We start from the raw sequence: 13508 nt of genomic DNA, 5'->3' as shown, positions 1-13508 counted from the left end.
TTACAGCCAGATCAAGTTTTCTTCATTGGCAGAAAGGCTTGCGTAACGCGGTCTATCTGTTCCTGCGAACCTGACCTCATCATTTCTTCCAGTTCAAAGGGAGAGATCTGCCAGCTCAGTCCGTATTTATCTTTTACCCAACCGCATTGCTCCGATTCCGGAACTGCTGAAAGTTTCTCCCAGTAATAATCTATTTCATCCTGGTCTTTACAATTCACGATAAAAGAAATTGCTTCATTGAATTCAAAATTATGCTCGTGAGCGCTTTCCATCAGGGCAAACCACTTGTCTTGCAGCATGAAGTCGGCATACATGACAGCGCCTTCTTTATCTGGTTCCATCCCGGCCGGATACCGGTGGATATTTCCTGGTCTCGACGGCTTAAAAACAGAAAGATAAAAACTGATCGCTTCTTCTGCTTTGCCATAATTATCTTTTACAAACATCATGGAAGGAACGATAGCCGGGCGGGCGGCGCCTTTCGGATCGGTCAGCATCAGTTGCCAGCTCAGTCCGTATTTATCCTGGATCCAGCCATAACGTTTGCTGAATGGATATTCTCCAATCTCCATCAGGGATTTGCCACCCTCGGACAATTTCTCCCAGATCTTATCGAGCGCCTCCCGTGCGGCCTGCTCCGGGTTATCCGTTCCTTTGAAAAAAAGCGGATCAAAATTCACTATAAATGAAACGGAAGGATTGAATTTGAAAAGTGGGCCGGCACTGATGGCCATGAATTCCTGCTTCCACAACTGAAAACTTACTACATCACAATCCCCGGAAGGGGTATTTTGCAGCTTGTAGGAATCGATGATCTTAGAGTCCGGAAATAGGGAGGTGTAGAAAATTGCTGCCTCCGGTGCCTCTTTATCGAACCATAAATGTGGAATAACGTTTTGCATATACATTGTTTTTGCTGTTAAATGGGAGTGTTGGGAACGGGGAGAACACAAAATCAGCCTATATGTCAGGATTTTAAAAAATTATGCCAGCCCGCAGCTAAGAAGGGACCTGGCATAGTTTTTCTGTCTAAAATACCAGGCTAAAAATTACAAGATGAAAAAGTACTGCCTGATAATGTTATCGGTTGTATTGCTGCATTCAGCATTTGGGCAAACTGACCGTCCGGTTTTAGATATTATGCTGACCAATTACGAATATCCGTTCCCTGTACACCATCTGAAAATGAAAAGTCAGAAGCAGGAACTGTCGATGGCATATATGGATATCAAACCTGAAAAAGGCAATGGCAAAACGGTGGTATTGTTACATGGGAAGAACTTCAATGGAGCTTACTGGAAACAAACCATTCAGGAGCTGTCTGCTGAAGGATACCGCGTAATAGTGCCTGACCAGATCGGGTTCGGCAAATCTTCGAAACCGTCCACTTATCAATTTACATTTCAGCAGCTGGCAGTGAATACCAAAGCCATACTGGATACATTGAAGATAGATAGGATATTGTTGCTGGGGCATTCAATGGGAGGAATGCTGGCAGTCAGGTTGACACTTATGTTTCCTGAAATAGTGGAAAAACTGGTGCTGGAAAATCCCATTGGCCTGGAAGACTGGAAACTGGTAGCACCTTATGTAACGATCGATCAGAACTACCAGACAGAATTGAAAGCAAATTATGAGTCTGCAAAAAAGTACCAGCTGGAATTTTATTATGATAAAAAATGGAAGCCTGAATATGATGAATGGGTATACCTGCTCACGGGCTGGTCAAAGCACCCCGGCTACCCGGTTGTAGCGCTGAACAACGCGCAGACCTCCGATATGATCTTTACCCAGCCTGTGGTATATGAGCTTAAGAATATCATGGCGCCAACATTACTGATCATTGGAACGCGCGACCGGACTGCCATTGGAAAGAACAATGTAAAGGATCCGGTGGCCCGAGAAAAAATGGGACAATACCAGCTCCTTGGAAAAGCAACACAAAAGAAGATTCCAGGTGCTCAATTGGTGGAATTAGAGGATGTGGGGCATTTACCGCATATTGAGGCGTTCGACCTGTTCATCAAACCGCTGAAGCAGTTCCTGAAGAAATGATCTGGCACGCATAATAACAAAACCAGCTTTGCGGGAAGCATAATTTACCTTTTTAGTTTATCTTTTCCTTCCGTTATTATTCATATCAATAATTCATGGACCATGGATAATGAAAGAGTGTTCAAATATTCTTTTGCAAGCATCTACAATCTGTATATTCAGAAAGCTGAAAAAAAGGGACGCACAAAAGCGGAAGTGGATGAAGTGTTGCTCTGGCTCACTGGTTACAATAATAAGGAATTACAAGATCAGATAGAGCAGGGGAATGATCTCAGGACCTTCTTTGCAGAAGCCCCGGAACTGAATCCGAATGTTTCAAAGATAACAGGACTTATTTGCGGATATCGCGTAGAAGAAATCGAAGACAGGCTCATGCAAAAGATCCGGTACATGGATAAACTCATCGATGAGCTGGCAAAGGGAAAAGCGATGGAAAAAATATTGAGAAAATGATATAAGGCCCGATCTGGTCACGGGCCTTATGATCATTATAAAGGCATAGGAATCAGGGGGGATACTAATTTTATTTCTTTGAACCGGTAGCTGACCGGATCTGCAGATCCATTTCACGTTGGATCTCTTCTATTACAGCTGCACTCCTGACCTGGAAATGATCTGCACCCGGAACGAGGTCCACCTGCACAGGCAGTTTAAAATCCTTTACTCTTTCACCAAACAGCAAGGCTGATTCATTAAGCAGGAAATTATCATTATCTCCAACAAAAACATGAACAGGCCCCTTCAGCTGCGTTCTCAATTTATCAGCATGAGATTTCACATACAAAGTCATATCATATTGTTTCCATGAATTGACAATGGCTTTATCTATTTTTCCAGTGGTAGCATCAAATAATCTGCGTGGGCGCCCGTTTTTATCAGGGAGCCCGAATTCTGCTTCAAACGACTGCTGCTGTCCTCCGTCTCCCTCAAAGACCTCAAGCGCATACATCTTCCGCAAAGTACTGGTGAATGCACCTTTCACTTTGTTGAAGCCACGTTCCCGGCCATTTTCATTTGTATAAAAATTTCCATCCCGGTACAGGTTAATTCCGGTAAAACTGCTGAAATCGAGCGGATCGGGGGCTGTAGACCAGGTACCACCGAAATATGCAGGATAGTGCAATGCAAGCCATACGGCGGCATACCCTCCCGTACTCTGTCCCATCAGGAAATTCAGTCGGGGATCGGCAGAGGCCCGGTATGTTTTCTGCATGAAAGGCATCAGTTCCTGAATGAGGGCCTGTCCCCAGGGACCGTTCACCCTTGAGTCGACATATCCATGTAACCCGTATGGCGACTGTACTTCAGGATTCAGAAATACATAGATCTTTTCGCTTCCTGCGCCAACTCCATATGCTTTTCTGGCGCCAGCCGATAAGGCCTGATGATGTGTTCCTCCCCAGCCCGGAATAATAAATACAACAGGATAAGTTTTCGTTTTATCTTTTTCAAATCCAGGCGGAAGTACCACAGCAGCTTTTACGTCAACAGAATATTTTCTGAATGCAGTCAGCAGGGGAGAAGGCAGGGTAATTTCACGAATGGAGTCGTTACCTGGAAAAGGCCTTACAGGAAATGCATGACTGAGCAGGAGCTCCACATTATTTTCTACGCCTTCCGACACTTTCAGTACAGACTCCTTCCTGGTAAAAAGGTTGCCCGGGGCCATTTTTCCGCGCTCATATGTATTGGTATCCAGGATAGCTATCAGTTTATAATAACCTGGCTTGAGATCAGTCAGTTTCACATTGAGGGCATTCGCAGTCTGTGTGATTTCTTTTGTTTCGCCATATTTCCAGTTGCTTACTTCCATGGAGAAGGCAGCTTCGTCTTCAGAAGCGGACATTCCGAACTGTTTGCTCGTGTCTCTCAATGTGTACACCAGCAATCTGCCGGTATAAGGGCCTTTCAGCTCACTGGCAAGGCTTACTTTGATCCTTTGCTGCGCATCAGCGTTAATAAAAAAAACGGAAAACAGCAGAAAGGATAAAAGGCTTTTAGTCATTATACTCATGTTCGTATAAATGTTCTTTAATAATAAAATCATCCCCCGATAATATGAGCTTCGGTCGACTGGATAGTTACGCCCGCAGGTCCGATGCTCTGCCTGGCGCCATTGCCGTTCAGGATATCCTGGCCTGTAGGTGGCGGGATATTGTGCGACTGACGGTCTGCTTCGCTTTTTCCACAGGAAACAAGGGCCAGGATAGCTATTGCCATGAACAAAACCCGGATTTTTGTATTGATCATTTGAGATTTTTTATACCCGTTATTGAATGAACAACAAAAGAAGAATAAAGGAATAAAGAGAAGAAAATGAGTCGATAGATAACGGCAATCATAGACAGAAGGAGGGTGCCCCAAACATTTCAAAGGCACCATCACAGACCAGCAGGGCAATAAATTGAATGGCGTTGAAGTAGTACTGGATATGCCCGCCGGCACCAACACTTCAGGAAGCATTTCCGGTAACGGATTCACTGATGCTGATGGTCTCATTCACGGCAAACTGCCCGCCAACAAAACAATGCAGCTGAAGATCTATAATAAATGTAAAGATCTCCTGTATTCTCAAAGCATCGGACCACTCACAGCCACGACCGATCTGGGCACCATCAAAGTTAATCATACCATCACACAGGTAACGCTTTCCGGCACTGTAAAGAACTGTAAGGACGAACCTGTGACCAATGGTTTTGTGACCATTATGCTGGAAAACATTTATTACAAGGTTCCGTTCACGAATGGAAATTTCACTACCACCATCACCCGCTGCAATAGCAGTGAAACTACCGCAAAGATCACAGGCTATGATCTCAACAATCAATCATCCGGCACAGAGGTCAGCGTTCCTGTTACGGGTACTACTGCAAATGCAGGTGCCATTTCCGCCTGCGGTGTTTCAGCTGAGATGTATGTCAGATACAGTGTGAATGGGATGAACTATCAGTTGCAACCACCATCGGATTCTATAGCTGTATACCAGGATAATCAGAACAATACGTTCATGGCCATTGCAGGCAAACGCAAGGACAGGGATTATGATGAAATTGTACTGATCTTCAAAGGACCTAAAGGACCGGGGCCGCAAACCCTTTTTGTAACAGACCTCTTGGTGGGAGACCCTGCTGAACATTATCTGGAGAATGGCTCCAACCTTAAGATCAATATTACTGAAGCAGGAAATGAAGGAGGTTTTATTGCCGGCAACTATTCCGGAACACTGAGAGACTCCGCAAGGACCAAAGTGGTTCCTTTCATCTGCAGCTTCAGAGTAAAACGCTAACATAGCCTTAACAACACAATACATGAAAGCGATCTGACCATCAGATCGCTTTTTTATTGCTTCCATCCTGGCAGAACATATGCTAAACTGTCAATAAAAAATCAATGGCACGAATGATGCTTCTATGATACGTAAATCATCATATATGTCAAATCAAATAGCAATACTGGCTGGCGGTTGTTTCTGGGGAGTTGAAGAGCTCATCCGCGCTCTTCCCGGAGTTGTTAAAACAAGGGTAGGATATACAGGTGGTGATGTTCCCAATGCAACCTACCGGAATCACGGAACGCATGCGGAAGGGATCAGGATCGAATTCGATCCCAACCAGATCTCTTACCGCGCCATACTTGAATTCTTCTTCCAGTTACATGACCCTACCACACGTAACCGTCAGGGTAACGATATCGGCACTTCCTACCGTTCAGCGATCTTCTATCTTTCCGAAGAACAGAAGCAGACCGCAACGGACCTGATAGCGAAACTGACGGAGGCTAAGATCTATCAAAGGCCAATCGTTACGGAAGTAGTGGCTGCTTCTGATTTCTGGGATGCCGAAGAAGAGCACCAGGATTACCTGCAAAAGCATCCGCATGGCTATACCTGTCACTATGTTCGTCCGGAATGGAAGCTGGATACAGCTGCCAAACAATAAATAAAACTCATAGCTCTATACAAATGCCTCCGGCCGGCCGGGGGCATTTTAATTTTACGGTTTTTTCCACCCATCCTCATTTCTTCCTGCATTCCATTAATTTTCTTTTATTTGTAAAAAGGAACTGCATTAAGTGGACGACCGCCCTCACTTACCAGAAGAAAAACTGCTATTTACCCGGATTGCCTCGGGAGATGAAGATGCTTTCAGAAAAGCCTTCCATTATTACATGCCAGGCTTTTTCCAGATGATCGTGCAGGTAACAAAATCCGGCCCCATTGCTGAAGACATTATCCAGGAAACCTTCCTGAGGCTCTGGATACACCGCGACAAGCTTCCTGAGATCCGCAATCCACGGGCATGGCTGCTGCGCATCGCTTATCTTCAGGCCTTTACTTATCTCCGTGATCAGAATATCCATTACAAAGCCGTTGCGCGCCTTACTGCTGCAGAAACCAATACCGATGATACCGAACAGATAATGTTGTTCAGGGATACGGCTGCCCTGATCAGTAAAGCGGTGGATGAGCTGCCAAAGCAGCAGAAAACAGCCTACAGGCTCAGCCGGGAACAGGGTCTTAAAACGGACCAGATTGCCCGGGAAATGGGATTATCAGAACAATCAGTCAAGAATACGCTGGTCAGGGCCCTTAAATTTATCCGGGAATACCTGGAAAAGGCAGGACATGCACTACTACTGCTTTTTTTACTGTTCAATAGGTACTAAAGCAGGGGCTAAGCGTCTTTATTAATTTTAAACAGGCAACTCAATGTCAAACGAAGCCCGGTTTCAACAAATACTGGAAAAAGCACTGGCCGGACAAGCCAGCGAAGAAGAGCTGAACAGGCTGTTGGAACAATTGAAAAATGATCAGAGCTTCGATATGACCGAAGAGCTCGCGGCCCTCCTGGCCAACCGTAATCCCGGCGTTGCCGTTCCCGGTAAGGAAAAGGCTAACAACATGGTAGATGCCATCCTCAATGCAGACAAGCTGGATGCAGCGCAGGAACCCGCCATTCCCGCTGCAACCCCAACGGTGCCATTCTGGAGAAAGATTGCCGTTGCCGCCGCTGTTCTGGCTGTGGCCATCACTGCCTATTATGTATGGCCCTCCAATCAAAAACAAACACCAACTCTTTCTGATAGAAATCCAAACAACCAACAACAGGACATAAGCCCGGGCAATAACAAGGCCCGGCTTATTCTGGCCGACGGCTCCCAGGTAGTGCTGGATTCACTCGCCAATGGTACTGTGCAGGTTCAGGGAGAAACCCGCATCGCCAAACACGCCGATGGTCAATTAGCTTATGAAGCAGCTTCCGGCATCAGTAAAACGGCCGACCTGCTCTACAACACCATCGTTGTACCGAGAGGAGGCCAGTACCAGCTCACGCTGGCAGACGGCACCCGCGTATGGCTGAATGCCGCATCACAGCTGCGTTATCCGGTAGCATTCACGGGCAAAGACCGAACTGTTGAATTGCAGGGTGAAGGCTATTTTGAAGTGGCGCAGGATGCATCCAAACCATTTTTCGTTCAAACCGGAACAGCTGATATTGCCGTACTGGGCACCCACTTCAATGTGAGCGCCTATCCTGAAGAAGACTGGAAAACAACCCTGCTCGAAGGAAAGGTCAGCGTGATGTCACCGGAAGCAAGCCGCAGAATTGATACGCAAAGCCAACAAACTTCCACTTTCCGCTTTGAGCCACCCATGGTTTTAAAACCAGGCCAGCAGGCGGTTATCAGCGGACTGAACCGGCCAATCACACCCAGCTCCAGCCGGTTGCCAACTATAACAGTAAAAAAAGCAGATATAGACGAAACCATTGCCTGGAAAGAAGGCTTTTTCCATTTCAATGGCGCCAGTGTGGAAAATATCATGCAACAGGTATCCCGCTGGTATGATGTTGATATAGTTTACAAGGACACTGCCAGCAGCAATGCACTGTTCAATGGCAGGATCAACCGGACCATCCGTTTGTCAGGCATTGTAAATGCTTTAAAACAGGGCGGCATAAACTGCTCCATTCAGCAAAAGCATCTATTGGTTTACCCTTAATGGAAATTTACACTCAGTTTCCGGCTTCCGTTTAAGGTGATTAATTGTGATGAAATTTTATGGTAACAGCTTCAAAAGGCATAAATTGCTATCAGCTATTCAATTAGAATCACGTTCTGTAAACTGCCGGAATGCGGATCAACGTTGCGCTGCTTATTTTCACGCTGCTTGTATTGCCACTGGGCGCCTTCGCCCAGAAGATAACTATTGTTGAAAAAAATATCCCGCTCGGCAAAGTCTTCAATCTCATTCAGAAACAAAGCGGCCTCTCGCTTTTCTATGACAGCCGCCTCATCAGGAACGATCGCCGGATAGATATCGATATGCAGGACGCTCCCGTGGAAAAAGTAATGGACTTTTGCTTAAAAGACCAGCCATTCACTTACGTGATCACCGATAATATCATCGTGATCAAAAAAAGAGAAACAATTCTGCCCGAAGACGATGAACTACGCATGATCCGCGGCGTTATACTCGGCAAAGACAGTACACCACTCTCCGGCGCTTCCGTAATGCTGAAAGAAATTAAACGCGCCGCCCTTACCACTGCCGACGGCAGTTTCCAGGTAGACCATATTCCTCCGGGACAATATACCCTTATGATCTCATTTGTTGGTTATGAGCCGTATCACAGACAGATCAACCTCACCGGCCAGTCCTTCGATATAAAAATAAACCTTGTAAAGCTCGACGAACGGCTTGATGAGATCACCGTTACGGCGCTCGGCATCGCACGCAGGACCCGCTCCCTCACGTACTCCACCCAGAAACTGTCGAGGGAAGACTTCACTACCATCAAAAGCACCAATATCCTCAATAATCTTTCAGGCAAGGTCAGTGGCGTGCAGGTGAACCGCACATCCGGCGGCGCCGGAGGTTCGGTACGCGTTGTTTTGAGGGGCGATAAGTCAACGCGCAACAGCCAGCCACTCTACGTGCTGGACGGCCTGCCCATTGTGAACCCAACCGGCGGTCCGGTGGCCGGTCTTTACAACGATGCACCCGATGCAGGAGATATCGTAAGCTCCATCAACCCGGATGATATCGAGAGCGTGAGCATATTGAAAGGCGCTGCTGCCTCTGCCCTCTACGGCAGCCAGGGAAGTAATGGGGTAGTGCTGATCACCACCAGGAGCGGACAACCCGGATCCACCAGGATCAACCTCGCCAGCAGCGTCACCATGGAACAGCCCATGATCTTTCCGCAAACACAGTTCGCTTACAGCCAGTCCACCAGGGGTGATGCAAGCAGCCCGGGCAGTGAAGACAGCTGGGGCGCAAAGGATGCCACTACCCCTGAAAACAATTATGTAAAGGACTTTTTTCAAACAGGCGCCACCTTTATCAACAGCGTCAATATCACCGGGGGCACTTCAAAATCATCACAATATTTATCGTACTCCAACACAAGCAATAAAGGCATTCTGCCAGACAACAGGTTTAACCAGCATACGCTCAGCTTCAGGCAGACAGGCCGGTACCTGAACGACAAACTGGTGGTGGACGGCTGTTTCATCGGCAGCATTCAGCAGGCACAGAACAGGCTCACGCCCGGCATATATTTCAATCCGCTCACAGGCCTTTACCTTTTGCCACGCGGCATCGATTTCAACCAGTTCAAACAGTTCGAATACTTTTCACCTACCCGCTATCTCTATGCACAGAACTGGTGGAATATCAATTATGATAAAGACCAGGCCAATGGCGGAGGATGGGGAGGACAGGACTACCAGCAGAACCCATACTGGGTGATCAAACGTAATCCTGTTAAAAATGAAAACAAACATGCCTACCTCTCCGCTTCACTGAAATATTATATCTCGAATGGCATCACATTGCAGGCGCGTGGCTACTACAACCTGTATATGAACGATTATGAACGGGATGTTTATGCTACCACGCAAGCCACCAAAGCCAGGTTCAATGGCAACCTCCATATCAGCAGAACCAGCAACAGAACTGCCTATGGCGACCTGTTGCTCAATGGCAATAAGAAACTCAGCCAGGACTGGGAACTGAATTTCACAGCAGGCACTTCCATCCAGACCCATACCGGTAAAATGATCGCAATAAACGGTTCCCCAACGGTACCGAATGTATTCCTGGAATCCGCGCTGGACAAGAGCACCATCAACATCTTCAACTTCGATGAAAAGCTCAACAGCCCGGCCAGGAAAGAAGTGCAATCCGTTTTCGGAACAGTTCAGGTGAATTATAAAAACAAATTATTCCTGGATCTGTCGAACCGTAACGACTGGTCGTCAACCCTGGCATATACACCTTCTGAAAAAAGCGGTTACAATTATTTCTCCGCAGGAGCAGCAGCAGTGATCACTGAAATGCTGCCATTACCGGCGTTCATAAACAACCTGCGTGTTCGCGCTTCCTATGCAATTGTAGGAAACGATATCGCCGCTTTCAGCAGTTACCCGCTTTACACTTTTTACCAGGGTAATGGCACTCCACCCGGCAGCGCGCCCGTGACTGTTGTGCCCGGTCTGGGACTCAAGCCGGAAAAGAACAGATCGCTTGAACTGGGTATACAATGGAAGGCATTCCGCAATAAACTGCAACTGGATGCCTCCTGGTACAAATCCAATATCGTGAACCAGTACTTCAAAGGGGTGGCGCTTCCCCCGGGTGTTGGTTCCGGTGGCTATGCCGATATCAACAGCGGTAATATCCGTAACATGGGCGTGGAAGTAAGCCTTCGTTACCAGTTGATAGAAACTAAGAAATTCGAATGGAGCACTGGATTCAATATTTCACATAACAGCAATAAAGTAATCGAGCTTTTCGATCCCAGTATCATTGCCAGTACGCAGGACCAGCTCTACCGTTTGCAGGGCGGCACCGGAGGTTATGACGGCATCTTAAAACAGGGTGGCTCTTATGGAGATATCTATGGCAGTGGATTCAGGAGAAATGAAGAAGGAAAGATCATCGTATCCTCTGCATCCGGACTGCCTTTCACAGTGGACGACGTATACCTTGGAAACCCCAACCCCAAACTGATCGTTGGATGGCAGAATACATTTTCCATCAACAATTGCAGCTTCAGTTTTGTGATAGATGGAAAATTCGGTGGGAGGGTGCTCAGCATAGCTGAAAGTTATATGGACCAGTTTGGCGTCAGCCGCAGAACAGGAGAAGCGAGGGACAGGGGAGGAATGGTATTTATTGAAAATGCGGTGGACGAAACAGGACAACCCTGGAAGGGCGCTGTTGATGCAGAGCGATACTATAAATATACCGGAGGTAAAACACCGTTGGCGGAAGTCTATATGTACAGTGCAACAGCCATCAGGCTGCGCGAACTGTCCATAGCTTACAGGCTGCCACTTCGTAATAAAAAGATCGGCGATATCCGGGTGGGCATCATCGGGCAGAATCTTTTCTTCCTGAAACGGTATGCCCCCTTTGATCCGGAACAGGTAGCGGGCGTAAACCCGGGCGGAGTGGGAGTGGATGTTTTCAGCTTACCAGCCTACAGGAGTTTCGGATTGAGCCTGCAGTATACTTTGTAAAAATTAAATAATTTTTTCAGTAACAATAGGTACTGATTTTCCGGCAGTGAGTCTTTTGGAGGACTAAAACATCAAACCTCTAAAATGATTGCTTATGAAAAGAACGCTCATTGGCTTCTTGCTGCTATTATTTTCCCTTCAGGCATTTACCCAGGGACGCACCGTATCGGGTGTGGTGACAGATTCGCTGGGTAAAGGCGTAGCAGCGGTAAGCATTAAAGCAAAAAGCAATGGTGCAGGAACGGTCACCAACGATAACGGCCGTTTTTCCATTGCCATCAGTAGCGAAAGAGATTCTCTCGAAATAACCTCAACAGGCTACATCAAAAAAGTAGTTGCAGTTTCGGCGGGCGACAATACGCTCAATATCATCCTGGCGCAGGATGCACGCAACCTTGAAACAGTTGTGGTAACTGCGTTGGGCATCACGCGCAAATCGCGCTCCCTCACTTATTCCACACAAGGCATCGGTAATGAGGAGCTCACTGCCGTTAAAAGCGGCAACGTGCTGAACAGTCTCAACGGAAAGATCGCCGGTGTGCAGGTTAACCGCACATCCGGTGGTATCGGCGGTTCCGTGCGGATCGTATTGCGCGGTGATAAATCAACCCGCAACAGCCAGCCACTTTATGTGATCGATGGTTTACCCATCGCCAACCAGGTGGGTGGTCCGGATCCCGGCCTCTACAATGGCGCACCGGATGCAGGCGATATCCTCAGTACCATGAACCCGGAAGATATTGAATCCATGACCGTACTGAAAGGCGCTTCCGCCTCCGCACTCTACGGCAGCCAGGGCAGTAACGGCGTTATCCTCATCACTACCAAGAAAGGCAAACAGGGCGCTGCCCGCGTTGATTTCTCCAGCAGTGTTACCATGGATAAAGCCTATGTGCTCCCCAAGTTGCAATATGAGTATGGTCAGTCAACCACACCAACAGCTACAGCCCCGGGAAGTGAAGACAGCTGGGGCGCCAAAGGTGCAGCCAATCCTGCTGGTGACTATGTGAAAGATTTCTTCCAGACAGGCGTGACCTTCATCAACAGCATTGGTGTAACTACCGGCAACGAACGCAGCACCAATTATATTTCTTATTCCAACACAGACAATAAAGGTATTCTGCCTACCAGTACTTTCAAACAGCATACGCTCACCTTCAGGCAAACCACAAAACTGCTGCAGGATAAGCTGATACTCGATGGAACATTCACAGGCAGCATTCAGAACGCACATAACCGTATGACACCGGGTATTTATTACAATCCGCTCACCGGCTTGTATCTCTTCCCGCGCGGACTGGATTTCAACCAGTACAAACAGTTTGAATATTTCTCTCAGAGCCGTTATCTCAACGCGCAGAACTGGTGGAATATCAACTATGATAAAGACCAGGCCAATGGCGGCGGATGGAGTGGACAGGATTACCAGCAGAATCCTTACTGGAACATGAACCGCAACACTGCGGACAACCGCAATCAGAGTGTGTATGCGTCTGCTTCCGTCAAGTACCTGATTGCTCCCTGGCTCAATATCCAGGCGAGAGGTAATATCAATAATTTCATTAACGATTACCAGCGTAATATCTATGCAACCACTCAGGGTACACTCGCTCGTTTCAATGGGAACCTCAACACCACCAAAACCAACAACACTACCTTATATGGTGATCTGTTGCTGAGTGGTGACAGGACCATCAACAGCGACTTCTCCGTGAACTTCACTGCAGGCGCAGCCATTCAGAAACAGTATGGCAAAATGCTCACCGTGAATGGTTCTCCAACAGTACCGAATGTATTCCTGGAGTCCGCACTGGACAAGGCCACCATCGACGTGCGCAACTATGATGTGAACAGCAATACACCGATCCGCAGGAATATACATTCCCTTTTCGGAGCCGTGCAGCTCAACTACCAGAATAAACTGT

The 13508-nt window shown here is 47.2% G+C and carries 11 protein-coding genes; 8 read left to right on the top strand and 3 right to left on the bottom strand.

Going from position 1 to position 13508, the window contains the following annotated elements; genetic code table 11:
* Nucleotides 1–11 precede the first annotated feature (11 nt).
* The gene (locus tag ACTHMC_RS05545; RefSeq protein WP_440411576.1) at nt 12–902 is read right to left on the bottom strand and encodes a VOC family protein; all 891 of its coding nucleotides are present in this window, start codon (nt 900–902) and stop codon (nt 12–14) included.
* Nucleotides 903–1056: 154 nt separating this feature from the next.
* Between ACTHMC_RS05545 and ACTHMC_RS05540 the strand changes: the two genes are divergently transcribed.
* On the top strand, nt 1057–2055 hold the full coding sequence (locus ACTHMC_RS05540; RefSeq protein ID WP_440411574.1) for an alpha/beta fold hydrolase: 999 nt from the start codon (nt 1057–1059) through the stop codon (nt 2053–2055).
* 102 nt (nt 2056–2157) lie between these two features.
* Entirely contained in the window at nt 2158–2508 is a 351-nt protein-coding gene (locus ACTHMC_RS05535; protein WP_440411572.1) for a DUF2200 domain-containing protein, read from the top strand.
* Between the two features lie 70 nt (nt 2509–2578).
* Here ACTHMC_RS05535 and ACTHMC_RS05530 read toward each other — a convergent pair whose 3' ends face one another.
* Together ACTHMC_RS05530 and ACTHMC_RS05525 are read right to left on the bottom strand one after the other, a co-directional pair.
* Nucleotides 2579–4060 carry an alpha/beta hydrolase-fold protein gene (locus tag ACTHMC_RS05530; RefSeq protein WP_440411570.1) on the bottom strand — a complete coding sequence of 494 codons (1482 nt, stop codon included), beginning with the start codon at nt 4058–4060 and terminating at the stop codon, nt 2579–2581.
* A 38-nt stretch (nt 4061–4098) separates the two neighbouring features.
* Nucleotides 4099–4305 (bottom strand): hypothetical protein, encoded by a 207-nt coding sequence (locus ACTHMC_RS05525; protein ID WP_440411569.1) that lies wholly within the window; start codon nt 4303–4305, stop codon nt 4099–4101.
* Between the two features lie 154 nt (nt 4306–4459).
* Between ACTHMC_RS05525 and ACTHMC_RS05520 the strand changes: the two genes are divergently transcribed.
* The 6 genes from ACTHMC_RS05520 to ACTHMC_RS05495 form a co-directional block, all read left to right on the top strand.
* Nucleotides 4460–5341 carry a hypothetical protein gene (locus tag ACTHMC_RS05520; RefSeq protein WP_440411568.1) on the top strand — a complete coding sequence of 294 codons (882 nt, stop codon included), beginning with the start codon at nt 4460–4462 and terminating at the stop codon, nt 5339–5341.
* Nucleotides 5342–5486: 145 nt separating this feature from the next.
* Nucleotides 5487–5993: a peptide-methionine (S)-S-oxide reductase MsrA gene (gene msrA / locus ACTHMC_RS05515; protein WP_440411566.1), complete on the top strand. Its 507-nt coding sequence runs from the start codon at nt 5487–5489 to the stop codon at nt 5991–5993.
* A gap of 133 nt (nt 5994–6126) precedes the next feature.
* A complete protein-coding gene (locus ACTHMC_RS05510) occupies nt 6127–6720 on the top strand; it encodes a sigma-70 family RNA polymerase sigma factor (protein ID WP_440411565.1) in 594 nt (197 codons plus the stop codon).
* A gap of 43 nt (nt 6721–6763) precedes the next feature.
* A complete protein-coding gene (locus ACTHMC_RS05505) occupies nt 6764–8056 on the top strand; it encodes a FecR family protein (RefSeq protein ID WP_440411564.1) in 1293 nt (430 codons plus the stop codon).
* A 131-nt stretch (nt 8057–8187) separates the two neighbouring features.
* Nucleotides 8188–11583, top strand: a complete 3396-nt coding sequence (locus ACTHMC_RS05500; protein WP_440411562.1) for a SusC/RagA family TonB-linked outer membrane protein — start codon at nt 8188–8190, stop codon at nt 11581–11583.
* Nucleotides 11584–11677: 94 nt separating this feature from the next.
* Nucleotides 11678–13508, top strand: a 1831-nt coding sequence (locus tag ACTHMC_RS05495) for a SusC/RagA family TonB-linked outer membrane protein (RefSeq protein ID WP_440411560.1), incomplete at its 3' end; no start/stop codon positions are given.

Source organism: Pseudobacter sp. (assembly GCF_051955275.1).
Lineage (GTDB): Bacteria > Bacteroidota > Bacteroidia > Chitinophagales > Chitinophagaceae > Pseudobacter.
Note: the sequence above shows the minus strand (reverse complement) of the source record. Positions and strands in the feature narration are given on the sequence as shown.

Bases quoted from the DNA above. Each gene is read 5' to 3' on its own strand.
- ACTHMC_RS05545 (WP_440411576.1), bottom strand. From the start codon at position 902: ATGCAAAACGTTATTCCACATTTATGGTTCGATAAAGAGGCACCGGAG.
- ACTHMC_RS05540 (WP_440411574.1), top strand. From the start codon at position 1,057: ATGAAAAAGTACTGCCTGATAATGTTATCGGTTGTATTGCTGCATTCA.
- ACTHMC_RS05535 (WP_440411572.1), top strand. From the start codon at position 2,158: ATGGATAATGAAAGAGTGTTCAAATATTCTTTTGCAAGCATCTACAAT.
- ACTHMC_RS05530 (WP_440411570.1), bottom strand. From the start codon at position 4,060: ATGACTAAAAGCCTTTTATCCTTTCTGCTGTTTTCCGTTTTTTTTATT.
- ACTHMC_RS05525 (WP_440411569.1), bottom strand. From the start codon at position 4,305: ATGATCAATACAAAAATCCGGGTTTTGTTCATGGCAATAGCTATCCTG.
- msrA (WP_440411566.1), top strand. From the start codon at position 5,487: ATGTCAAATCAAATAGCAATACTGGCTGGCGGTTGTTTCTGGGGAGTT.
- ACTHMC_RS05505 (WP_440411564.1), top strand. From the start codon at position 6,764: ATGTCAAACGAAGCCCGGTTTCAACAAATACTGGAAAAAGCACTGGCC.
- ACTHMC_RS05500 (WP_440411562.1), top strand. From the start codon at position 8,188: ATGCGGATCAACGTTGCGCTGCTTATTTTCACGCTGCTTGTATTGCCA.